Source organism: Granulicella aggregans (assembly GCF_025685565.1).
GTDB lineage: Bacteria > Acidobacteriota > Terriglobia > Terriglobales > Acidobacteriaceae > Edaphobacter > Edaphobacter aggregans_B.
Window position 1 is genome coordinate 157,238 of record NZ_JAGSYE010000002.1, and the last position, 24,011, is coordinate 181,248.

The window sequence follows — 24,011 nt, forward strand, 5'->3', positions numbered from 1 at the left end:
AGGTTCTTCTCGATGCCAAGATTTCGCATTTTGCTGGCGCTCCTCTTCCTATTGGTAACCTGTTTCACCACGAATAGAGTCCTTGGACAAGAGGCACCAGGTCGGACATCCTCACCTCGTCCGCCGGCAACGCCATTGATCGTGCATGATCCCTACTTCAGCATCTGGTCGACCGCGGACAAGCTGACCGATCGTCCCACCACGCATTGGACCGGCCATGAACAGCCCCTCATCGGGCTCGTCAGGGTCGACGGCAAGCCGTTCCGCATCATGGGACGCGATCCCTGGGACATCCCGGCACTGCCGCAGACCAGCATGGAGCTCACTCCGCTGCACACTCGCTATCGCTTCGCTGGTGCTGGCATCGAGATCGAACTTAGCTTCTTCACCCCGGCATTTCTCGACGATATGGACCTCATGTCCCGCCCCGTAACCTATGTGACCTGGACATGCCACTCCACGGACGCAGCGCAGCATGACGTGTCGATCTACTTCGACGCAGACGCGAACAGCGCCACCAGTTACGAGCATCAAGCGGTCACCTTCTCCCGCCAGCAGACAGCATCCGGGCAGTCCCTCAGCGTCGGTTCCCGCGACCAGGCGGTACTCAATCGCTCTGGCGACGACCTTCGCATCGACTGGGGATACTTCCACCTCTGGGTTCCGTCATCCGAGACTTCGCAGAGCGTCATCGCACCCCATGCAGCAGACGATTTCGCCAGCACAGGCGCGCTGCCCAAGGCCGATTTCATGGACGGCGCCGTCCCCAACGACCGATCCGCGCCTCACCTTGCCGTCGCTCTTGCTCTAGGTTCTGTAGGAGCTCAACCGGTCGCGCGACATCTTTTAGTCAGTTACACCGAAGGCTTCGGCATCCAATATATGAACCGCAACCTGCGGCCTTATTGGCAGCGGCACGGCAAGTCAGTCTCCGCGATGCTGGATGAAGCAGAGGCACAGTACACGGCTCTGGAGGATCGCGGCAACAAGTTTGACAAGGAGCTGATCGCCGACATTACCCGCACCGCCGGAGCGCACTACGCGTGGCTCTGCACTCTCAGCTATCGGCAGTCCATCGCAGCCCACAAGCTCGTCGCCGATGCCGACAATCAACCCATGCTCTTCGCTAAGGAAAACTTCTCAAACGGAGACATCGGCACGGTCGACGTTCTCTATCCCTCCGCTCCAATCTTCCTCTTCTTCAATCCCAGGCTGCTCGAGGCCCAGGTGCGCCCCGTGCTTCAATACGCGGCCATGACCGATCGCTGGCACTTCCCGTTCGCTCCCCACGACCTCGGCCAGTATCCGCTGGCGAACGGCCAGGAGTACGGCGGCGGCGAGAGGACCGAAGAAGACCAGATGCCCGTGGAGGAGAGCGCGAACCTGATCATCCTGGTTGACGCCATCGCTCGCACCGAGGGATCGACCGCTCTCGGCGAACGCTTCTGGCCGCTAATTACTCAGTGGGCGGAGTACCTCAAGCTCCACGGCCTAGACCCCGAAACCCAACTCACGACTGACGACTTCGCCGGTCACGTCGCTCACAATGCCAACCTCTCCATCAAGGCGATCGACGCCCTGGGAGCCTACGCCGATCTTGCCCACCTGCTGCACCACGATGCCGAGTCGAAGCAGTACGGTTCTCTCGCGAAGACCATGGCTGGCGAGTGGGTCAAGATGGCTGCCGAAGGAGACCACTACAAACTCGCCTTCAACAGCCCCGGAACCTGGAGCCAGAAGTACAACCTCGTCTGGGACAAGGTGCTCGACTACAACCTCTTCCCGCCGAGCGTTCGTGAGAGCGAGATCGCCTTCTATAAGACGAAGCTCAATCTCTACGGACTCCCGCTCGACAGCCGGAAGACTTACACCAAGAGCGACTGGACGCTTTGGACGGCGACCCTGACGGACAATCAGTCGGACTTCAACGCCCTCGTCGATCCCGTCTACAAGTGGTCCACCGAAACGACCAGCCGCGTCCCCATGACCGACTGGTACGACACGGTCACCGGCAGACAGTCAGGCTTCCAGGCTCGCAGCGTGGTCGGCGGATTCTTCATCCGAGCCCTCGCCGACAAGCAGCTGGCCGCAAAGTGGCGCGCGCGAGCGGCTACTGGCTCGAATCCTCCGCAGTAACGGCAAACTGCCCGAACCCGGCATGGTTGCCTGGATCGCCGTCAACGACCAGGCCAATTCGCATGCCAGAATCCCACGGCAGGAGACCCTTCAGATCGACGGGCTCTCCTGCTGCGGCCCACGCATCGGTTCCCAACCGGTAACGAAACTGTGCCTGCCCAGCAGTCTTCGACTCGACCCCGAGCAGGATCTTGCCGTCGCCCGGAATGTCCTTCTTCCAGAGAGTCTTTCTGGTTCCGTGGTCGGATAGCCAAAGCTCCAGGGAGGCACCGTGCCGTGAAAGAACCACGTCATCCTGCGCCCCGCCAATCAATCCGATGCCTCCGTCTGGGTCGACCTGAACCGTGGCCTTGTACTGAGCAGACAGCAGCGACCGAGCCACGAAGCTCTGCTGTCTTCCATCGGGAAGTGTCAACGACAGCTTCCCACCCTCGACATGTGTCTGGGGCTCATGCCCAATCGGCCACTTCCACTCTGCGTCTAGCGTCGTGCCTGAAAAGGAATCAGCGATTCCTCCAGTCTTACCTAGCCCGGACTGAAGAGTACCCGGCCCGCGGCCACGATTCACAACCGGCCACCCCTTTGCATCCCATTCAATCGAATCGATGACGGACTCCCGCCCAAGATAGGCGAGAGTTCCCGCCGGATAGGCGTGATACAGAAAGACGTCTTCGCCCTTCGGCGTCCGCACAGCCGTTCCATGTCCAGGACACTTCCACACGCCATTGGGACGGATGATCGGGTTCGCCGGATCTTTCTCCCACGGCCCCAGAAGATGATCGGCCCTCGCCACGCCCTCCGCATACTTGCAGCCCACCCCGCAGCACGCGTTTCCGGCGTAGAACAGGTAAAACTTCCCACCGTGCCGCATGATGTAGGGAGCTTCCACAACGCCGCCCTCCCAGCTCTCTGGCTCGTTGACGATCAGTTGCGTCTTCTCTCCGGTCACATGCACCAGGTCGTCCGTCAAAGGCTGCGCAAAGATGGGCGTCAACTTGCCCTGTGAGTTGCCATCCTCCTTCCAGATGAGAAAGGGCTTGCCGCTCTCATCGCGAGCGAAGGCAGGATCGATCGAGCCGTCCTCCTGGCACATAATCGGCCCATGGTCTTCGTAATGCCCATCGGGAGTTGCGGCCGTCGCGACTGCGACGCAAAGTCCCCCGCCACGCTTCCTGGCTACGTAGTAGACCAGTACGCGCCCGCCATCCGAGACCAGCTCCGGTGCCCAGAAGTCGCGGTCAGCCCACTCCGGAGTATGAGGAAAGATCGCACCCGCCGACGCCCAGTGCAGCAGATCCTCGGATCGGTAGAGGGAAAACTCGGGTGCCCAGTTCCCGGCCGTACTGGTCGTCCAATAGGTCTTTCCAACGCGGATGATGGATGGGTCGGGATGGTCTCCGGGAATGATGGGGCTGCTCAGCGCTCCGTCAGTCTGTGCGATGAGATTTCCTGACGCCATGATGATGAAAACGGCAAAGATCGTTAGCACTCGAACAGCAAAATGCGCCCGCCTCGGAGTCGATCGCGCCAAAAGAAGATTATCGCCTTCGGTTCCGCGGCACGCATCCCTTGCAACCCAACCCACAATCATCTTCATCTCCCGGTAAACAGCTGAGGAACAGTCGTGTGAAACGGAAGCCATCCTGCAAACGGCTCGTCGTGTCTTAGAGATACTACTGGAGGGCAACAACCCGACGGAACTGCGATACGGGGCAACACGAGTCAAAGCCGATCCAGTAGCGTCTAATCGGTAGATACATTCTCGGTGCACGCGAAAATGAACACCTTTAAGTCGACTTTACTTCTCACTGCCCTCACTCTTCTTCTTGTGTTTCTTGGCGACCGTCTGGGCGGCCGGAATGGAATGGCTCTCGCGCTCATCCTTTCCGTCGCGCTGAACTTCTCCAGCTACTTCTTCTCGGATAAGATCGCCCTCTCGATCTACGGTGCTCAGCCTGTCACCCGCGACCAGCTTCCCCGCGTCTACTCCGTCGTTGAGCGCCTGACCGCGAAGCAAGGTCTGCCGATGCCAAAGATCTATGTGATCCCAAACGAGTCGCCCAACGCCTTCGCGACCGGACGGAACCCACAGCACGCCTCGGTAGCCGTGACGCAGGGAATCCTTCGTCTGCTGGATGACGAGGAGCTCGAAGGCGTGCTGGCCCACGAGCTCGGCCACGTCAAGAATCGCGACATCCTCACCAGTTCGATCGCTGCTACGGTCGCCGGTGCGATCACCATGCTGGCGCGGATGGAATACTTTGCCGCACTCTTCGGCGGACGCAGCAGCCGAGACCGTGGAGCCGCAGGCGGCATCTTCATGCTGATCCTCGCGCCTATCGCCGCGTCGCTGATTCAGCTAGCCATCTCGCGCTCTCGCGAGTACGAGGCCGACGCAACCGGCGCTCACGCAACCGGCAATCCCTACGCCCTCGCCCGCGCCCTGCAGAAGCTCGACGACTACTCCCGCCGAATCCCCATGCAGGCCTCGCCAGCAAGTGCGCATCTCTTCATCGTCGCTCCGCTGCTTGGCGGTGGAGGCTTTGGCAATCTGTTCAGCACGCACCCACCTATCAAGCTGCGGATTCAGCGCCTCATCGGCCGCGACCATGTCTAAAACGCCGAGGCGGGTACCCAGGAACTAAGATCAAGGTATGGCCACGCTGATCCGTTTCCTCCGCCTGCTCTCGATTGTCGTCTGGGTAGGCGGAATCATCTTCTTTGCCTTCGTGCTCGCGCCCATTGCCTTCTCCGTTCTACCCTCCCAACACCTGGCCGGAACCGTTGTCGGTGGTTCGCTTCGCGTCCTCGACATCATCGGTCTTATCTGCGGAGCGATCTTCTGGTTGGCCACGGTCGTTCCCTTCCGGAGTTCTCCGACGGCTCACAAAAGACGCTATGAGATTCAGCTTCTGTTGTCCGCAGTCATGCTTATGGCGACCGCTTACCTGCACGCCGGAATCCTGCCTGCGATGGAGCGAGACCGCGTGCAAAGCGGAGGAGACATTGAAGTCGCACCGAAGGACAATCCCGCAAAGATGCACTTCGAGTTGTTGCACAAGCGCTCTGAACGGCTTGAAGGCGCGATCCTCTTCATGGGCCTTGGCCTCGTTCTGCTGATCGCTCGTGAATCACCACCGCAGACACAGTAGACTTAAGCCTTGATGAGATTTCTCCATCCCAACCCCTCGAAAGCCAGCTTGTCTCCCCTGACCCGCTGGGAGCGATAGGGAATGTCCACTTTCTGGCTCAGTCTTCTGCTCGGCCTTGGTGCCGGCCTCGCCGACTACCTCGGCGGCGTGCTGCTCGTAAGACGTTCTCCGTCTGCGAAGGCGCTCCGCTACTTCGTCGCGCTTGGTTCAGGTTTCATGCTCTCCGCCGTCGTTCTGGAGATGCTGCCCGAAGGCATGAAGGCGAACCCTGCATGGGCACCAGGGCTTATGCTCGTCGGCTACTGCGGAGTCCATCTGCTCGAGCACACGCTCGTCCCCCACTTCCACTTCGGCGACCCGTCGTTGCACTTTGATGGCGGCCCGCATCATCACGAGTTCATCTCCGCGAAGACGAGCTACTCGGTCCTTCTGGGTCTGGCGACCCACACGTTCTTCGATGGCATCGCCATCGGCTCGGGATTCGCTCTCTCCCACTGGCTCGGCTGGGTGCTGTTCTTCGCTATCTTCCTGCACAAGATTCCCGAGGGATTCACCGTCGCCAGCGTCATGCTGGCCGGAGGCCGCAGCAAGACCGCCGCGCTCAACTCGGCGCTCTTTCTGGGGGCGACAACCGTTGCTGGAGTGCTTGTAATCAGTCTGCAGCCATCGCTGGTAAAGGCAGGCCTTCCGCTCTCGGCGGGCGTGACTTTTTATGTCGCCGCGACCGATCTGGTTCCCGAAGTAAATCGCGAACCCGGAATCCGCATGGCCCTGGTCTTTTTTCTGGGAGTGATGATCTTCGTTCTTCTGCGTCAGTTCGCGCCCGCGTAAAGCGCGGCGACTAGAACGTTACTGAAAGCCCTGCCTCAAGCGTCCTTGGCGATTGCGCAAGCACCAGCGTGCTGCCATCGGAGGAGAGAAAAGGCTTATATCCCTGTGCCAGAAGATTCGTGACGTTCAGGGTGCCTTCCAACCCCGGAGGAAGAAGCCGCCCCATGTGAATCGGCTGCCTGACAGCCATGCTCAAGTAGGCCTGATCGCTGAATGCCCGGTAAGGATCGATCGCGGTAACCAGGCCCGTCGGCTGCCAGCGATACGCCGCACGCAGCTTGGTCCCGCTCCGAATCAGACGGCCCTTGACCGCGAACGTTGCAGACTGTCCGCTGGCGATGTAGAGCTGGTTCGAGGCCTCCGTCAGCGACATCCCGTCTCCAACCTTCTTGCCCGAGAGCGCGGAACCGGTACTGTACTCAAGCGCCGCCCATAGCCCCGGCCCGAGCGGCTCGCTGACCATCAGGTTCATGCCACCGGCAGAGTACGCCGAAGCCAGGAAACGGAAGCTCGCTGTCGAAGGATCCTGCAGCACGCCAAGTCCTGCGCTCCCGAGCGACTGCAGCACGGGCTCGCCGTCCGCTAGAACACCCCGTCCAGCGACTGCCGGATGGTCCATGGCGTCGTGATAGTAAGTCACCTCTGCCACGCCATGGCCGAGCTTGCGAGACACCGAAACCTCCTGGTGCCGCCCATGCTCTGTCTCCATGTGTGAGCCTGAAGAGACAGTCACCGGAAGGTCGCGCTCCACGGCATCCAGGTCGGCGAATCCCTGCAACTCGCGCGACGTTGCCATGCGGTAGCCCAAAGTCCAGTTCTCCGTAGGCTGCACCGCTGCCCGGAAGAACGGATCGGCCCCCATAGCCGCTCCAACCGCCTTCACCGCATAAACTTCGCTGCCAACTTCAATCTTTACCGTGTCGCCAAGCGCTATTTGCTCCGCGCTCGCCATCTGGAATGCTGTGATCCCTATACCGCTGGCAGTCCCGCCGCCCGAACTCAATACCTCCGGATGTCCTTGATAGCTGACGACCGTCCGGACCGCGCTGCCGTATCCCATTTTGCGCCCAAAGCCTACCTCAACTTCGGTCGAAGGCCCGACTCCAGCAGGCTCCGTTGGCGTGCCCACATCCATGCGCATCATCAACTCGGAGCCGTCGCCAAACTCGCGGCCTTCGGCGAGCAGGCTGTGCGTACCGCCGTGCCCGAAGCCCCCATCGCCGCTCGTAAAAGCCGCCCGCGCCTGGGTCAGATCGCGCTTGGTCTCCGTGGCGCTCGATGACGTCAGGACACCTGTCGCTTCGCCCGTATCGTCGTCCGCCATGCGCAACATGGGCCGATTTGCGGACGAACGCAGAGTCCACTTCCAGTCATCCCCTGGCTCGTCGGACTTTCGCCGCTCCGCCGGTAGCCACGCCGAGGTGTCGAACAGTGTCGCCAGCGTCAGATTCACGACCGCCCATTTGCCCGGACGGAGTTGAAGATTGTCTTTCGATGTAGAGACGAAAAGCGCGGCAGAGGCCTGCACTGCGTACTTGCCTGGAGTCAGATTCGCGATCGAGTACCGGCCATGAATATCGGTAAACGTGCTCCGGGGAGCATCCACTCCGGCGGTCATCACCTGCACCAGCGCACCAGCCTGCGCGACCCCTTGAACGTCGCGTACAACACCGGTTACCGCTGCGGCGGGACTGAACTGTGCCACAGCCGGCAGGCAAACCGCAAAGCCGGTGAACAGGACCAGGGTGGTTCCGAGTTGATTGAATCTGATCTGCACAGAATGTCCCCTGTGCGTCGTTGGCCAGCTCCGAAGACTTGCGATTCGGGATACTCTCCGAACTCCTGCCGATCGCGCGTTCAACCAGCTATCGAACCTCTCACCGTAGCTGCGCCGCCGTGGATCCATGGATTTCAAAAATCAGTAGACCTCAAAAATCAGTGCTTAGTCGACTGTGAACGGTGCCGATTCAGCTACCTCTTGCTTCGAGATTCCATCGTTGACCTTGATCGTCACCTTGTATTTGCCGGGCTGAAGGCTTGCCAGCGGCATACTCTTTTCGAGTGTCACCTGATCAGCATTCGGGCTCAACTTGGACGTCAACTCTTGTGTCTGGAGTACGGCTTTATTGGTCGCCATATCCATCACCTGATACTCGATGGTGGCGTCATTTTTCTTGCTCTTCTCATCGATTCCCAGATTATAAACCTGCATCCAGAAGTTGAGATTTTGTCCGCGATGGAAGGTAACCGGAACGGCGACTCCACTGGGTACCCGCGGGCGAATCCGAGTGTTACCAATGACAAAGTTCCCCGCTCCGATGTCCTTGCTCGGCACTCGTTCCATCTGATCCGCAAGGATCAGCGAAGAAGTTGCGAGCTTGTCGTCGTCATACTTGGGAACGTTGATGCTCCGAGTCCAGGTACCAACGTGATCAGGATTGTTGACGTCCTTAATCACGATGTCGACTCGATACAGCCCCGGACGCAGCGGCAAAGACTTCCAGTACACCGACATATTGTTCTTCGAGCGCTGCAATAACTCGCTCGGCGTCTGCACGCTGACCGTATCTTCGAATGTCTGAACCGGCTTGTGGTTGATGTTTGTCACGCGACCGAGGATGTTGACCGTCCCCATCGCCACGCCGTCCTTGTTCGAGAAGGTAATGTCGCTGTTGCGGAGCTGAAGCGTCAGGGGCACCAGGATGGTGTCGTTCGTCACCTTCACGTAATCCGTGCGTACGTCAAAAAGGAACGGCGGTCCCGTAAGAATCTTCGAGGTCGTGAGGAACTGCTCCATATCCTTGAACTTGATCGGTGGCGGAGCGAAGATCTTCGCAAACCGGTCTAGACGATCGAATTGCTTACTCTGGTTCATCGACGAAAATGGTCCGGCGCCGAGCTGCTCGATGCCGCCGCCGGAGAACCGATCAGCCTTCTTTGACTGCCCGGTCTGCTCGGACTGGGTAAGTCCAGCACCCGGCACGGTCTTGAGAGCGTCCTTCTCGGAGCGGTCGATGGTTGCGTGATAGTCCCCGCACATGCAGGTATCCACAAACTCGATATCGACGTTATCGCCTACACCTTCAAGATAGCGGTAGTGCCAGACCTCGAATGGGAAGGTGGATGTCTCTCCGCCGCCCTCTTCCTGCGGCCTCTGGTAGCTTCCGCCGCTTGGGTGCGACTCGATGCTGTCCGGCTTGCCGTAGGCGATATAGATATGTCCGCGGTCGGTCTTCCAGCCAGGCTTGCCGGCGGCAAAGTGCTCATCGGCATAAGCAATGCGGGCGTAGTGCTCTTCGCGGTACTCGTTGTCGGGAGAGTCAGGATTCGGGTTGCGCCGCAGCCAAAACTGCTCGATGAACTGGTCGCGCTCTTCATCGTTACCCAGGCTCTTGAACGCCTGAAGTTCCGTGTCCGTGATGATCCAGTGGACGTCCTCGTCGACCCACTTCTTATAGACGCCATGGAGTTCGCCCTTCAGCTCCTTCTGCTGCTTGAAGCGCTCTTTATCCGTCAACCGTCGCTTCAGAGGATCGGGCTTCTCTTCCGTCACCGGCCCCTTGGAGACACCGTCGGCTGGGGCCGCAGGCTGGGCCGCGGTCTGGGCCTTCAGGCCGGGCGTGAAGATGCCTGCAATAAACAGCAAAACCAACAAGACGGACGAGATAACGGGCAGAGGCCGAAGGAAAGACTTCATAAAAGGGTGCTCCTGATTCAATCGCTATTGTAGCCCGCCGAAGGCATCGTGCGACAGTACGACGGCATCAAATCCGCCACTTCCCCTGCTATCATCTCGGTACTCGAAAAAGGCAGTTCCTAGCGTTCTGAAAATCATCCGTGCCTTCTACGCGAAGGAGATAAAGCGATTCGAAGCCAGTGCCGTATTTCTACCACTGTGTCTGGAACTTGTAAGACTGCTTTGCCGTACCCGATGTGAGCAACTTGCACGCAACACTACCCTGAAATGCAGCAACCCGTACGCCGTAGCCAGGCGTCGAGAAAGCCGGAATGAGCGCTAAGAAGATCATCATTGTCGTCGTCGTTCTACTCGTTGTGGCCGGAATCGTCTTCGGGACGATCCGTCATAATGCTTCGAGCGTCACCAAGGTCTCCACCGCCAAAGTCTCCCGCGAAGACCTTACCTCGATCGTCAGCGGGACCGGCCAGATCAAGCCAAAGACCTACGTCAACATCGGCGCGACCGCGTTCGGCAGGATCACCCACCTCTACGTAAAGGAAGGCGACCACGTCAAGAAGGGCGCGACTCTCGCCACCCTGGAGAACGTCCAGCCCACTTCCATCGTCGCCGCGCAGGAGGCCACGATCGAATCCTCTAAGACAGACGTCAACTCCATGATCGCCGCCGAACAGACCGCCGAGGCCAATATCGCCCAGGCCAAGGCCGACCTGGTCCAGAAGAAGTTCGACTACGATCGTGCGCTTGCGCTCTATAACGACAAACTCATAGCCAAACAGGACTACGACTCCAAGAAGGCAGCTTACGACGTCGCCGTAGCGACGCTTGCCCAGCGTCAGGCCGCCCTCGCGCAGTCCCGCGCCCAGACTGCGTCGCAGCGGGCTAAGGTAAATCAAGCCATCGCCAGCCAGCGTTCCAACTTCGACTCTCTGGATAAGACCATCAGCCGCGCTCCTTTCGACGGTCTCGTCACCAACGTCCCCGTCCGTGAAGGCGAGACCATGGTCACCGGCATCCAGAACGCGGAGGGCTCGACCCTCATGACGCTCGCGGATATGTCCGTCGTCACCGCGGAGGTAAAGGTCGACGAGACGGACATCGTCAATATCAAACTGGATCAGACCGTTGACGTCACCGTCGACGCGCTCCCCGGACGTACCTTCAAGGGCCACGTGACGAACGTGGGCGACCAGGCTTTGCTGAGGACTACCGGAATCGCCACCAGCCAGAGCACGACCGGAACCGAGGAAGCGAAAGACTTCAAGGTCGTCGTCACGATCGATGCAAGCGACGCCAATCTTGAAGATCTCCGTCCAGGTCTTTCGGCCACCGCGAAGATCACCACGGCTCACAAACCTGACGCACTAACGATTCCCATCCAGGCACTCGTACAGCGCGACCCCGTGGCCGAGAAAGCGCTCTTCGACAACGGAGGCAAGCCGCCATCAGGTTCTCCGGTGGCGGCCGCTTCCAAGGAAAAGCCTAAGCCCACTCAGGGAGTCTACGTTCTCACGAAGAACGCCAAGGGCAAGCTCACCGTAAACTTCGTTCCCGTCATGACCGGAGTTACCGGAAGCACGGACATCGAGGTCCTGAGCGGCTTGAAGGAAGGGGACGAGATCGTGACCGGCAGATACAAGATTCTCCGAACGCTCGCCAGCGGGACTAAAGTTAAGGAAGACAACTCCGCCGAGGTCTCAACCGACAGCTAGCGGAGGGTATCGGCCTGGATACTCCGGGAATGTCAGACCCAGGTGAGGCCGTCGGAACCTTTGTCCTAGACTTCGCGTAAATAACTTTGCTCGGCATATCGGTCACACTGATTTCAAGCATTCGACCTTGCCGCCCGTCCAACTTGTATTGTTCACGATTTTTGCTTGCAACAGAGTTACACCGGAGAACCGGATGCCCACTGAAGTCCAGGAAATAGTCAGCGCCGAAGCCCACCCCAACGCCGCCGGTCCCGGCCCCGGAGACGTCATCGTCACCGACGCACTCTGGAAGACCTATGAGATGGGCGATCAACAGGTGAACGCCCTGCGCGGGGTCAATCTCCGCATCAAACATAATGAGTATGTCGCCATCATGGGCCCCTCCGGCTCCGGCAAATCCACGCTGATGAACCTCATCGGCTGCCTCGACTCCCCGACCAAGGGAAAGTACTGGCTCAACGGCCATAACGTCTCGGAACTCAATGACGATGAGCTTGCCCGCATCCGCAACAAGGAGATTGGTTTCGTCTTCCAGACCTTCAATCTTCTGGCCCGCGCTACCTCGCTGCACAACGTCGAGCTCCCGCTCATCTACAACGGCACGCCGGCTGCCGAGCGTATCGCTCGCGCCAAGGCCGTTCTCGAATCGGTCAACCTCGGCTCCCGCATGATGCACAAGCCGAACGAGCTCTCCGGCGGACAGCGCCAGCGCGTCGCCATCGCCCGCGCCCTGGTGAACAAGCCATCCATCATCCTTGCCGACGAACCTACCGGTAACCTCGACTCGAAGACAGGCGTCGAGATCATGGCGCTCTTTGATGACCTCCACGCCAAGGGAAATACCATCGTCGTCGTCACCCACGAGCCAGACATCGCCGAGTATGCCCACCGCATCGTGACTATTCGCGATGGCGCGGTCGCCTCGGATCATCCTTCTGCGAGAATGACCGCGGGCGCCTAAGGGCTCGTCGTCGGGTACTCTGGATGTGCGCCTGAGAAGCTCAAGCTGTGACGCCGGGGACACCGATCTTGCTTGGACTAAAGAACGATGTAAATCTTCTGGCCGACTACGACCCGTCGTGGATCGATGCCTATGCGGAGGAAAAAGCTCGCCTCGATGTTGCGCTCGGCGACATCGCGAAGGCGATCGAACACTTCGGCTCGACGTCTGTTCCGGGAATGCGCGCTAAACCAATCCTGGACATCATCGTCGGCGTCAGTCCTTTCGAAGATTGGGAGCGCTGCAAAGCTCCACTCGAATCAATAGGCTACGACTTCGTCGCCAACGCCGGGATCCCCCGCCACCACATCTTCGGACGCGGGCGCGACCTCACCGAACGCACGCATATTCTGCATGTTGTGGACTACGACACGGAGGAGTGGAGCCTCAACCTGGCCTTCCGTGATGCCCTTCGCAACGACGCCGCGCTCCGTGAAAAGTACATCGCTGAAAAGGAACACGCTGCCGCTGTGGCACCCGAGGGCCGCGCCCGCTACACCGCTCTCAAGAGTTCCTTCATCTCGGGGATGAAGGGCAGGCTCGCTTCGATCATGCGCCCGTTCACGCGCGCGTAATCTGATAGATCTTTCAAGCTGAAATTGACAGGCAAAACCATCGCCGCCAATACCCTTCTGAGGGGTCGCGCATCTAAAATGAAGTATGTTGACTTTGCGCCGCAGATTTTTATTCGCAACGATTGCCGCGCTTCTCGTCTCAACCGCCCCCGCCCACGCTGATCCGGCGCGATTCGATCTCGCTGGCCCCAAGGTAGAAGTACGCGTTACGCGCGACGGCGTCACCCTGCCCATCGCACAGGTTCCCAATCTCAAGGCCGGGGACAAGCTTTGGCTGCACCCCGACTTCCCTCCCAGCCAATCGGTCAAATACCTCCTTGTAGCCGCATTTCTCCGCGGCACTACCAACCCTCCGCCCGACAACTGGTTCACCCGGATCGAGACATGGAACAAGGGTGTTCAGAGCGAAGGCGTCTTCATCACTGTTCCGCCGGAGGCTCAGCAGGTCATCCTCTTCCTTGCCCCTGAGACCGGCGGCGACTTCGGCACGCTCCGCTCGGCAGTCAAGGGTCGCCCAGGCATCTTCGTTCGCGCCTCGCAGGACCTCAACGAGGCTGGCTTCGAGCAGGCGCGCATCGAGAAGTATCTCGACAGCATGAAGACCGTCGACCCGAACGACCCTAAAGCGCTCTCCGAACACTCCACCCTGCTCGCCCGGACTTTAGCCCTCAAGCCCAATGAAAACTGCTTCAAGCAGCCCGTTGACGCGCAGTACAACTGCCTGACTCAGTCCGGAAATCAACTTCTCCTCGACGACGGACATGGTCAGACCGTCGCCTCCGCTCTGGCGAACGGCCCTAGCAGCGACTTCATTCAGGCCGCAAGTTACACGGGCATCGGTGGTGGCGGACTCTACAGTGCGTATGTCGGTGCCATCGTCGACCTCGTTCGCCTCACCAGCACGCTGCACACCGCGCAGTATCAGTACATTCCGGCGATTGCGTTTCCCAGCGATCAGCAGCTGAACCTGCGCCTAAACGCTCCACCCTCTTTCCATAACCCTAAGTCCGTCATCGTCATCGGGCTGCCTGCAATTCAGGCCGCAACGACTCCGCCGCTTCGAGCCGCCGATCCGAAGCAGGTCGCCTGCCTGCTCCGTCCCGACCTCGTCCTCGGCCTCGAAGGAGCTCCTCTCGTCTATTCAACCTCCTTTGCCCATGAACTGACGCTTCACGTCAATTCGGCTGACCACATTCCAGACGTCCCTCTTACTCCTGACGCCTTTCGTGGTGGCCTGATCGTGGCTCATGCGACGCACCGTGAACTTCTTCCGCCGTCCACACCGGATGACTCCGGCATTGTCACTACGCCGGTTCAAGAACCGACGAGCGAAACGAAGGCCAGTGCTCCGCCCAACTCGAAGCCCGCTCCCACGGCGACCTTTCCTCCAGGAACCCTGACAGGCACAGTGAATGGAATGTGGGGGTTCGACCACTTCACCGGCCCAACGCTCCCGCTGCAGAACGTGCCTGGCAAAGGCTGGAAGCTGGTGACAACCGATCCGCTCATTGTCGGGCAGGACAATCACCTCACACTTGCTTCGACCGGCACCGCCTGCGTTCAGGCCATCATCTCCGACTCGGTCCCAGGGACGGAGACCAAGCTCGACTGGAAGCGAGCGGACAAGGCCGACGAGATATCGCTGAACCTGCCCTTGAAGTCTCTGAACAAAGACACGGTTGAGCTTGCCATCAAGCAGTACGGCGATCCCGCAATCGACAAGGTGACCGCGAAGACCTACTCGGAGCCCGCCAAACTCGAGTCTCTGAACCTCCACGCCGGCGATGCTACCGCGGTGCTCTCTGGCAGCAGTCTCGACCAGGTCAAACAACTGGAGCTCAAGGGTCTCATCTTCACGCCCGCTCCGAACCGTGATGTCTCACAGGCAAACGAAGCGAAGAGCGACCTGCCGATGGAGCTCGATGCAAAGGCGAGCGATCCGAAGGCCATCGACGGCAAGACCTCCGCGCCGAAGCTGTCTCCCGGTGATAAGTTGACCGCGACAGCCACGCTGAAGGACGGCCGAACCCTCACATTGCCCTTCACCGTCGGTAGCGCCCGGCCATCGATCACGCTTCTCAGCAAAGGCATCGATCAGCCTAAGGGATCGCCTATCCATCTCTCGCAGGACGATCTCCCTATCAACGACAAGCTGACTTTTTTCCTGAAGTCTGCCGACAACTACCCGCGCGGCCAGCAGGTTGAGATCGCCAGCATCGACGACTCCCTCCACACCAAGCTCAGCATTGCCGACGGCACGCTCGTCCTGCAGAACAAACACACCGTTCTCGCGACGCTTGAGCCGCTCAAGGTCTTTGGCCCGTCAGCCTTCGGTCCGCTTCATCTCCGCGCGATCGCACCCGACGGCACCACGGGCGAGTGGATTCCCCTCGGAACGATCGTCCGCCTGCCCACACTTACGGATCTCCACTGCCCCGCCCGCGCCCGGCAACAGCCATGCACGCTCGAAGGATCAGACCTCTACCTCGTCGATGCCTTTTCGACCGACCAGGCATTCACCTCACCGATCGAAGTCCCTGAAGGGTTCGTGGGCAACTCCGTCGCCATCCCGCATCCCGGTGCTGACACCGTCTTCTATGTCCGTCTGCGCGACGATCCATCCACGACAAACCAGGTGACTCTGCCTGTATTGCCCATCGCGACGCCTCCAGCACCGGCCGCCCCTGCGAGTTCAGCCGTGCCCCTTCAGCCGGCTGCCGCGAGCGCGGCGACTCCTCCCACCAAGTAGGAAAGCGAAAACGCTGCCCATTAGGAGGCAAGCGAAAGGCCCGGCGACTATGCCGGGCCTTTCACTTGTCCTCCTCTAGGTGGACCTACTCTAGTTCAGCAGCGATCTGTTTCTGCAACCGGCTGTTCTTCTGACTGTAAGTGAAGTAAACCACCAGCCCGATGAGGAGCCAGACAATCAAACGGATCCAGTTCCACTTGCCCAGCGTGTACATCATGTATGCGTTGAAGGCGATCCCCAGGATGGGCACCAGCGGAACTAAGGGCGTCTTGAAGGGCCGCTCTCGCGTGGGATCCTTGCGTCGAAGCACCATGATCGCGATGCATACGATGACAAAGGCGAGCAACGTTCCGATGTTCACCATGTCGCCGATGATCTCAATCGGGGTCACTGATCCAACGATCGCGGCCAGTGCTCCTGCCAGGATTGTAGCCTTCCAAGGCGTGCGGAACTTTGGGTGAATCGAGCCGAAGAATGCCTTCGGGAGCAATCCATCATTGGCCATCGCATAGAGCACGCGGCTCTGGCCAAGGAGCATCACCAGCATCACGCTTGTGAGGCCAGCAATCGCTCCAATCGTAATGATGTTGGCGGCCCAGACGAGGTTGTGATCTAGAAACGCTCTCGCGATCGGCGCTTCGATATTGATCGATGGCCAGTAAACCATCCCGGTCAACACTGCGGCCACGCCTATGTAAAGCAACGTGCATACCGACAGCGACACGATGATCCCTATCGGCATATCGCGCTGGGGGTTCTTCGCCTCCTGCGCCGTGGTGGATACCGCGTCGAAGCCGATGTAAGAGAAGAAGATCAGGCCAGCCGCTTTACCAATCCCCGCCCAGCCAAAAGGGGCAAAGCTGTGCCAGTCGTTGCCCCAGTTCGCCCGATTGACATAATGGGCACCCAAATACAGAACGAAGAGCACCACCGAAACCTTCAACACCACAATCGTCGCATTGAACTTTGCGGACTCTTTGATCCCGATCACAAGAACTGTAGTGATCACCAGCGCGATGAGGAATGCTGGCAGGTTGAACCCGATCTCAACACCGAAGATCGTAGGTGCTCCAAGCAAAGCATGCGCCTGGTCAACCATGGCCTGCGACGGATGAGCAACCAGCGCCGCGAGAGCGTCACTGAAGGGCCTGGATCCGACAACCAGAGAGGGATCGGACTTTGCCAGCGCTTGACGCGCCACAATCTTCAGCGCTGTCGCTTGACCCGTCCAGTGGTCGTACGAGAGCCACAAGGGGAAATTAATATGCACGATCGCCAGCAGTTCGATGAAATGATTCGACCACCCGGAGCTCACCGTGCTCGCACCCATAGCGTATTCGAGCGTCAGGTCCCAGCCGATGATCCACGCCATCAACTCACCCAGCGTGGCATAAGCATAGGTGTAGGCCGAACCAGCGAGAGGGATCATCGCGGCGAATTCTGCGTAGCAAAGGCCGGCGAAGAGACACCCCAACCCCGACAACACAAAAGAAAGCATCAACGCGGGACCGACCTTCTGAGAGGCCAGGCCCGAAAGAACGAAGATCCCGGCGCCAATCACAGCGCCTACGCCCAGCGCCGTGAGCGAAAACGGCCCAAGAGAGCGTTCCAGCGTCTCTGACCCTTCTGCCTGGGCCTCTGCCATGAGTACGGTCATTGACTTCTTTGCGAAAAGCTTCGACATCGTTGCTTGTTTCTCCCTGATTCGATTGCTGTTGCTGGTGTCATACAAAGCCTAGGAAGCAGACTCTGGCTTAGCTATGTATTTCATGCGGCTGCGAATCCGGCATCGCTCACCAACGCGAGCTAATCGGCTACTTTCGGCTCCGGCGTCTTGGCCGAGCCGCCTCGCTTCCACAGCAGATATACCGGAACGCCGATCAAAACCAGAATCAGCCCCGGCCAAGTGTACTGAGGTTTGTAACGCAAGAGTACAACACAAATCCATGCTGCCATCGCGATATACACTGCCGGGAGCACCGGGTAGCCAAACGCCTTATACGGCCTCACCGCATCCGGGCGCGTCCGTCGCAGCACAAAGAGTCCGACAATCGTGAGGATGTAGAAGACCAGGACCGCGAAGACGACGTAATCCAGCAACTGCCCATAGCTGCCCGAAAGACAGAGAAGACACGTCCACGCCCACTGTACCCAAAGTGAGTTCACCGGCGTATTCGACTTCGGACTCAGCTTGCCCACGCCCTTGAAGAAGAGCCCGTCCCGGCTCATCGCGTAGTACACCCGGGCACCCGCCAGCAGCATCCCGTTCACACATCCAAATGTTGATATAAGTATGGCTCCAGCCATCAGCTTCGCGCCGACGCTGCCAAAGACTGCCTCCATAACGGCTGTCGCGACTCGATCCTCTGCGGCGTACTGAATGCCCCGTCCTGCCAGCGTAGTCGCATTCGGATCACCGACAAGCGGAAGTGCGCTCAGATAGACAAAGTTACAAAGCACGTAAAGTAGCAACACGACGCCCGTGCCTATCGCCAACGAGAGCGGCAGGTTGCGCTTCGGATTTCGGATCTCCCCTGCCGTGAACGTCACGTTGTTCCAAGCATCCGCCGAAAACAGCGATCCCACCTGCACCACTGCTACAACCGTGAGTACACCCACAAGCACGGTCGGCCCACTCGCCCCGACCTGCACCGGATGCAGCGCTGTCAGCCCGGAGCCAGCCCAGAACGCGTGCCATCCCGCTCCGAAGTTCGCCGCCATCGCCACGGCATTCTTCGCCAGAGCACCTACCAGCACCACCGCAGCAAGGGCCACGATCTTCGCTGAGGTAAAGACATTTTGCACCGCCGCACCCAGCTTCACGCCGAGCGTATTGGTGAACGTCAGCAGCGTGATAATGAGGATCGCGACAAGGTTCGCCGTGTTCAGGCCGATCGTGCCCGAACCCACATGCCATATCCAGTTCTTCGTGCTCACGCCCGGAATGAAGACACCCAGAAACTTCCCAAAGCCCACGCCAACCGCCGCAATCGTCCCTGTCTGGATCACCAGGAAGAGCGTCCATCCATACAGAAATCCCCACAGCGGCCCCAGCGACTCGCGAAGATACACATACTGGCCGCCCGCCTTTGGCATCATCGCCGCCAGTTCACCGTAGCTGAGCGCACCGATGATCGTCATCACCGCCGTCACTAGCCACGCCGCGATCAGCAGTGCCGGCGACCCCAGAGTCCGCGACATGTCCGCCGACACAATGAAGATCCCCGACCCGATCATCGACCCCATCACGATGGCCGTCGCCGAGAACAACCCCATTCCCTGCACAAAGTGCGGAGTTCCCGCAAGGGCCCCATCCTTCGTCGACGCGCCCGAAACCTTGTCATCCTTCGTTGAAGGCGGAGGATCTGCTTGCGTCTTTGTCGTTAATGGAATTGTCACGTTCCCCAGTTCTACCGCAAAATCTCAAGAAAGTCCCGCGCCACTTTCTCGACACTCTCCCCTGGCACAAACAACCCACTGATCACCGCCACGGAATCCGCCCCGGCCCCAATCACCGACCGCGCATTCTCCCGCGTAATCCCACCAATCGCGACCAGAGGCTTGCGTGTCAGAGCCCGGGCCCGCCGCACTCCTTCCAGCCCCACCACTGGCTCCGCATCAAGCTTCGTCCCCGTAGCGAAGACCGGCCCAATGGCCACATAATCCGCTGCCCCCGCATCCGCCGCAATCACCTGCGCCTCTGTATGCGTCGACAGGCCGATCACCTTGTTCACTCCCAGAACAAGCCGGGCATCCTCGGGCGGCAGATCCTCCTGCCCTACATGCACGCCGTCCCACCCGGCAATCACCGCCAGATCGCTACGGTCATTCATAAGGAGCGTCGTACGACTTCCCGCAAACGCTTCGAGAATCAACTCAGCGTTTCGCAGAACCGCCTGCGGCCCGGCATCCTTGTCACGATATTGCAGAAGCGTAACGCCAGCCGCTCGGAGCTCAGTCGTAAATGTAAGAAGCGTGACTCCACGCGACAACAGCACACCAGCATCGGCAATGACATAGAGTCGAGGAAGCGTCATCACAGGCCGTCTTACTTCGCGGCCTGCCGCTCGAAGAACCGCTCCATGAACTTCGTATCGAACGCCCCGGACCGGAACTCTTCATCCGCAAAGATCTTCTCGTGTAGCGGAATCGTCGTATGGATGCCCTGCACCACGAACTGGCTCAGAGCGCGCTGCATCTTGTTCATCGCTTCGTCGCGATTTTTGCCATGGCAGATCAGCTTCGCAATCATCGAGTCGTAGTACGGGGGCACCACGCCCTCGGAGTACTGCGCCGTATCCACTCGCACGCCGTTACCACCGGGAACGTTGAACGCCGTAATCTTGCCTGCAGATGGCGTGAACTTCTCCGGATGCTCCGCATTGATGCGGCACTCGATCGCGTGCCCGCGAATCGTCACCGGCTCCGTGATGATGGAGCTCAGCTTCTCGCCCATCGCAATCCGCAGCTGCGCCTTCACCAGGTCGATACCTGTAACCATCTCGGTTACACAATGCTCCACCTGGATGCGCGTGTTCATCTCGATGAAGTAGATCTTGCCGTCCTCATCCATCAGAAACTCGATCGTTCCCGCGTTCCAGTAACCGATCTCCTTCAGCGAGCGCTCGATGGTCTTGCCAAGCTCTGCCCGTAACTTCGGGCTCACCTGCAACGATGGGGCCTCTTCAATCAACTTCTGATGACGCCGCTGAATCGAGCACTCGCGTTCGCCCAGGCTCATCACGTTGCCGTGTTCATCGGCCAGTACCTGGAACTCGATGTGCCGTGGCCGCTCGATGAACTTCTCCATGTACATATCGCCGTTGCCGAACGCATTCGCAGCTTCGGTCGATGCCTGGTTATAAAGCTCCGGCAGCTCCGCAGCGTTTCTGCAGATACGCATGCCTCGTCCGCCGCCGCCTGCGACGGCTTTCAGGATCACCGGATAGCCAACCGACTTCGCCCACTCCAGCGCGTCGTCCGCGCTCGCGATCACGCCGTCGGATCCCGGAAGAATCGGCACCTTGGCCTTCTTCATCGTCTGACGCGCAGTGGACTTCTCGCCCATCATCCGCGTCACCTCCGGCGGAGGCCCGATGAACTTGATGTTCGAAGCCCGGCACACCTCGGCGAAATTGGCATTCTCGCTCAGCAGTCCATAGCCCGGATGGATCGCATCGACATCCGCGATCTCCGCAGCCGAGATGACAGCAGGAACATTCAGATACGAGTCCGCCGAGCGTGCCGGGCCGATGCAGATTGCTTCATCAGCGAACCGAACGTGCAGGCTGTTCCTGTCGGCCTCGCTGTACACAGCGACCGTGCGAATGCCCATCTCCTTGCACGCGCTGATGACGCGCAGTGCAATCTCTCCCCGATTTGCGATCAATACCTTACGAAACATTTCTGCCTTTCAGAAGATGAGGTGCAAGAATGCAATAACGACCGCACCGATGCACTCGGCAAACAACTCAGTCAAGAAATCAAGGAGCAACACGTTCCCCCATCCATCCTTCGGAGAGCTCAAGTCGCGAGCCCACTCGCGCATCTCTTGCGCGTCGTGCACGGGGCTGGGAGCTAGCGTCTTCATACCGCCTTAATCGAAAACAGCGGCTGCCCGTACTCCACCGGCTGTCCGCTGGTCGCAATCCGCGCCACGATCTCACCAGCCGCATCCGCCTCAATCTCGTTCATCAGCTTCATGGCCTCGACGATGCAGAGCACCTGCCCTACCTCGACCACATCGCCGACCTTCACAAACGGAGCTGACCCCGGCGAAGGCGAATCGTAGAACGTCCCAACGATGGGCGACTTCACCTGATGCAGCGCAGCCTCCGGCACAGCCGCTGCAACCGCTGTCTGTGCCGCTGAAGGAGCAGGAGCTGCAGCATTCTGCCCGCCCGAAGCACTCAGCCACTGCGCTAAAGTCGCCGGATCCAGCGCCGTCGCCGGTCCTGCCGCCGTCGCAAACTTGATCCTGATCTTCGTGTCGCCGCGCTCCGCCTCGTACTCGGCGATGCCGTTCTCTTTCAAAAAACCAACCAGATCCTGCAACTTCTCCAGATTCGTCTCGTCTTCCATCGGATCTCTTTCTTCCCTCTCAAAATCGGACTTTACAGCTGTGTCCATGCCTTTACGCTTGGCGTCAAAACCTCACCGCCAGAAGCCGTAACCAGCACCATGTCTTCGATGCGCACACCGAACTTACCCGGCATATACACTCCGGGTTCAACCGTTACCACCATACCGCGTTTCAGAACTTCCTTCTGATCCTTCGCCACACGCGGGCCTTCGTGAATCTCAAGTCCGACCCCGTGCCCGGTAGAGTGCGTGAAGTATTCATCCAGCTTCGCCGCTCGCAGGATGCTCCGCGCCGCCTCGTCCACATCGCCCAGCGCAACTCCAGGAGCGATCTTCGCGACGGCGGCTTCCTGCGCTTCCAGTACCGCATGATACACGTCAAACTCCTCCTGGCTCGCCTTGCCGAGGTGGATCGTCCGAGTCATATCGGAGCAGTAGCCGTCCATGACCACGCCGAAGTCGAGCGTCACAAAGCCGCGCTTCGGCAGCCTAGCTCCGGTCGCCCGACCGTGTGGCAGCGCGGATCGTTCGCCGCTGGCGACGATCGTCTCAAAAGACATCCCTTCAGCCCCGGCAAGCCGTGCCGCATGTTCCAACTCTGCAGCGACCTGAATCTCGGTCAACCCCGAACGCAGATAGCCGAGCATGTGGTCAAAGAGTTTGCACCCGGCCAACGCAGCCCGCCGCATCACTTCGATCTCAGCGTCGTCCTTGACTTCGCGGAGTCCCGCCACGATCGGCCCGCTCGGCTGGAAGAAACTCCTTCGCACTTTGCCCGGAACAGCCTTCCGCATCGCCTCAAACGTGGCTACAGACGTATGCACGGCGTCGAATCCGCAGCGCTCTATGCCCGCCGCCGCTGCCTCCTCGCACGCTTTAGCCAGCGTGGCCTTGGGGACGATTACTACCTTTGACCCGACCGCCTCGGCCTTCGCCTGCGCCGTATAGCGCCCGTCGGTAAAGAGCGTCGCCCTGCCACCATGCAGCAGGAGCGCCGCACTCGATCCAGTAAATCCGCTCAAATACCGAACATCCGGAAGGTGTGTCACCAGCAGGGCGTTCATCCCCCCGCTCAGCAACGCGGTGGCCCGCCTCTGTCTCACTCGAAAACTCATCGATCTCTATTCTATCGGAGCGGAGTCGTCCCAAACCGTTATCATAGAGTATGACCGTCGATACTCCATCGCAGCAGCGGCCATCTGCCTCGCCTCGCTTCTCCCGGCGCAATCTCCTCGCGGGCGGTGCTCTCTCTATCGCAGCTCTCGGCCTCTACTCCAGCGAACTCGAGCGCCACTTCATTGAGGTCGTCGACCAGACCTTCCACATCCCCGGCCTCCCCGAAGCCTTCCACGGCTTCCGCATCGCGCAGCTCTCGGACATCCATCTCGAATGGTTCACCGAAGACTTCTTCCTTCGCGAAGCTGTCCGCAAGATCAACGCCCTCAAGCCCGATCTCGTCCTCACCACCGGCGACTACATCAGTAACAACTCAAGCGGCACCGACAACCGCGCTTACGCCGCGATGCCGCATTGCGGAGCCATTCTGCGTGGCCTCGAGTGCCCTCAGCGCTACGCCATCCTCGGCAACCACGACGTGAACGTCGACGCCGCCGCGGTCACCAGCATGCTCACCACCTACGAGATGAATCCCCTCGTGAATCGCTACGTTCCCATCGAACGCGCAGGTCATCACATCTGGCTCGCGGGCCTCGACGACGCCGAATCCGGCAATCCCGACCTCGAACTCGCAGTCCCCGAGAAGCCTGACGCGCCGGTCATCCTGATGTGTCACGAACCCGACTTCATGGACGTGATCTCGCACCACCCACGCGCGCCTCACATCGACCTCGTCCTGTCAGGCCACAGCCACGGTGGACAAGTCCGCATGCCTCTCGCAGGACCGCTTCTGCTTCCACCACTCGGTAAGAAATACTCCATGGGGCGGTATCAGTTCGATAACATCCAGCTCTATGTGAATCGCGGAATCGGTACCGTCGGACTCCCGCTGCGCTTCAACTGCCCGCCGGAGATCACCCACATCACGTTACAGCCCGCCTAAGAGACAGGTATTCGATCGG

Annotated in this window: 18 protein-coding genes; 9 read left to right on the forward strand and 9 right to left on the reverse strand. The window is 59.6% G+C overall.

Features of this window, described 5'->3' with window-relative positions; genetic code table 11:
- Positions 1 to 12: 12 nt before the first annotated feature.
- A complete protein-coding gene (locus OHL18_RS10205) occupies positions 13 to 2,136 on the forward strand; it encodes a glutaminase family protein (protein WP_263374755.1) in 2,124 nt (707 codons plus the stop codon).
- Here OHL18_RS10205 and OHL18_RS10210 read toward each other — a convergent pair.
- Positions 2,111 to 3,595: a glycoside hydrolase family 43 protein gene (locus OHL18_RS10210; RefSeq protein ID WP_263374756.1), complete on the reverse strand. Its 1,485-nt coding sequence runs from the start codon at positions 3,593 to 3,595 to the stop codon at positions 2,111 to 2,113. The genes OHL18_RS10205 and OHL18_RS10210 overlap by 26 nt on opposite strands.
- A 318-nt stretch (positions 3,596 to 3,913) precedes the next feature.
- On the opposite strand from OHL18_RS10210, the gene OHL18_RS10215 reads away from it, so the two are divergent.
- The 3 genes from OHL18_RS10215 (at position 3,914) to OHL18_RS10225 (ending at position 6,119) form a co-directional block, all read left to right on the forward strand.
- The gene (locus OHL18_RS10215) at positions 3,914 to 4,753 is read left to right on the forward strand and encodes a zinc metalloprotease HtpX (RefSeq protein ID WP_263374757.1); all 840 of its coding nucleotides are present in this window, start codon (positions 3,914 to 3,916) and stop codon (positions 4,751 to 4,753) included.
- Positions 4,754 to 4,790: 37 nt separating this feature from the next.
- Positions 4,791 to 5,288 carry a DUF4149 domain-containing protein gene (locus tag OHL18_RS10220; protein WP_263374758.1) on the forward strand — a complete coding sequence of 166 codons (498 nt, stop codon included), beginning with the start codon at positions 4,791 to 4,793 and terminating at the stop codon, positions 5,286 to 5,288.
- A gap of 81 nt (positions 5,289 to 5,369) precedes the next feature.
- Entirely contained in the window at positions 5,370 to 6,119 is a 750-nt protein-coding gene (locus tag OHL18_RS10225; protein WP_263374759.1) for a ZIP family metal transporter, read from the forward strand.
- Between the two features lie 10 nt (positions 6,120 to 6,129).
- On the opposite strand, the gene OHL18_RS10230 is transcribed toward OHL18_RS10225, so the two are convergent.
- Positions 6,130 to 7,896, reverse strand: a complete 1,767-nt coding sequence (locus OHL18_RS10230; RefSeq protein ID WP_263374760.1) for a carboxypeptidase-like regulatory domain-containing protein — start codon at positions 7,894 to 7,896, stop codon at positions 6,130 to 6,132.
- 165 nt (positions 7,897 to 8,061) lie between these two features.
- Positions 8,062 to 9,816, reverse strand: coding sequence for a GWxTD domain-containing protein (locus OHL18_RS10235; protein ID WP_263374761.1), 1,755 nt, complete (start codon positions 9,814 to 9,816; stop codon positions 8,062 to 8,064).
- A 311-nt stretch (positions 9,817 to 10,127) separates the two neighbouring features.
- Between OHL18_RS10235 and OHL18_RS10240 the strand changes: the two genes are divergently transcribed.
- From OHL18_RS10240 to OHL18_RS10255, 4 genes are all read left to right on the forward strand, one after another.
- The gene (locus tag OHL18_RS10240) at positions 10,128 to 11,528 is read left to right on the forward strand and encodes an efflux RND transporter periplasmic adaptor subunit (protein ID WP_263374762.1); all 1,401 of its coding nucleotides are present in this window, start codon (positions 10,128 to 10,130) and stop codon (positions 11,526 to 11,528) included.
- 193 nt (positions 11,529 to 11,721) lie between these two features.
- Positions 11,722 to 12,489, forward strand: coding sequence for an ABC transporter ATP-binding protein (locus OHL18_RS10245; RefSeq protein WP_317890487.1), 768 nt, complete (start codon positions 11,722 to 11,724; stop codon positions 12,487 to 12,489).
- A gap of 68 nt (positions 12,490 to 12,557) precedes the next feature.
- Positions 12,558 to 13,103: a GrpB family protein gene (locus OHL18_RS10250; RefSeq protein WP_263374763.1), complete on the forward strand. Its 546-nt coding sequence runs from the start codon at positions 12,558 to 12,560 to the stop codon at positions 13,101 to 13,103.
- 85 nt (positions 13,104 to 13,188) lie between these two features.
- Entirely contained in the window at positions 13,189 to 15,852 is a 2,664-nt protein-coding gene (locus OHL18_RS10255) for a hypothetical protein (protein ID WP_263374764.1), read from the forward strand.
- 85 nt (positions 15,853 to 15,937) lie between these two features.
- Here OHL18_RS10255 and OHL18_RS10260 read toward each other — a convergent pair whose 3' ends face one another.
- From OHL18_RS10260 to OHL18_RS10285, 6 genes are all read right to left on the reverse strand, one after another.
- A complete protein-coding gene (locus tag OHL18_RS10260) occupies positions 15,938 to 17,536 on the reverse strand; it encodes an amino acid permease (protein ID WP_263374765.1) in 1,599 nt (532 codons plus the stop codon).
- Between the two features lie 122 nt (positions 17,537 to 17,658).
- Positions 17,659 to 19,128, reverse strand: a complete 1,470-nt coding sequence (locus tag OHL18_RS10265) for an APC family permease (protein WP_263375736.1) — start codon at positions 19,126 to 19,128, stop codon at positions 17,659 to 17,661.
- Positions 19,129 to 19,262: 134 nt separating this feature from the next.
- A complete protein-coding gene (gene thiE, locus OHL18_RS10270; protein ID WP_263374766.1) occupies positions 19,263 to 19,889 on the reverse strand; it encodes a thiamine phosphate synthase in 627 nt (208 codons plus the stop codon).
- Positions 19,890 to 19,900: 11 nt separating this feature from the next.
- A complete protein-coding gene (accC, locus tag OHL18_RS10275) occupies positions 19,901 to 21,256 on the reverse strand; it encodes an acetyl-CoA carboxylase biotin carboxylase subunit (RefSeq protein WP_263374767.1) in 1,356 nt (451 codons plus the stop codon).
- Between the two features lie 182 nt (positions 21,257 to 21,438).
- Entirely contained in the window at positions 21,439 to 21,933 is a 495-nt protein-coding gene (accB, locus tag OHL18_RS10280) for an acetyl-CoA carboxylase biotin carboxyl carrier protein (RefSeq protein ID WP_263374768.1), read from the reverse strand.
- A 32-nt stretch (positions 21,934 to 21,965) separates the two neighbouring features.
- Positions 21,966 to 23,036 (reverse strand): M24 family metallopeptidase, encoded by a 1,071-nt coding sequence (locus tag OHL18_RS10285; protein WP_263374769.1) that lies wholly within the window; start codon positions 23,034 to 23,036, stop codon positions 21,966 to 21,968.
- Between the two features lie 62 nt (positions 23,037 to 23,098).
- On the opposite strand from OHL18_RS10285, the gene OHL18_RS10290 reads away from it, so the two are divergent.
- Positions 23,099 to 23,992, forward strand: coding sequence for a metallophosphoesterase (locus tag OHL18_RS10290; protein WP_263374770.1), 894 nt, complete (start codon positions 23,099 to 23,101; stop codon positions 23,990 to 23,992).
- The last annotated feature ends 19 nt before the right edge of the window (positions 23,993 to 24,011 follow it).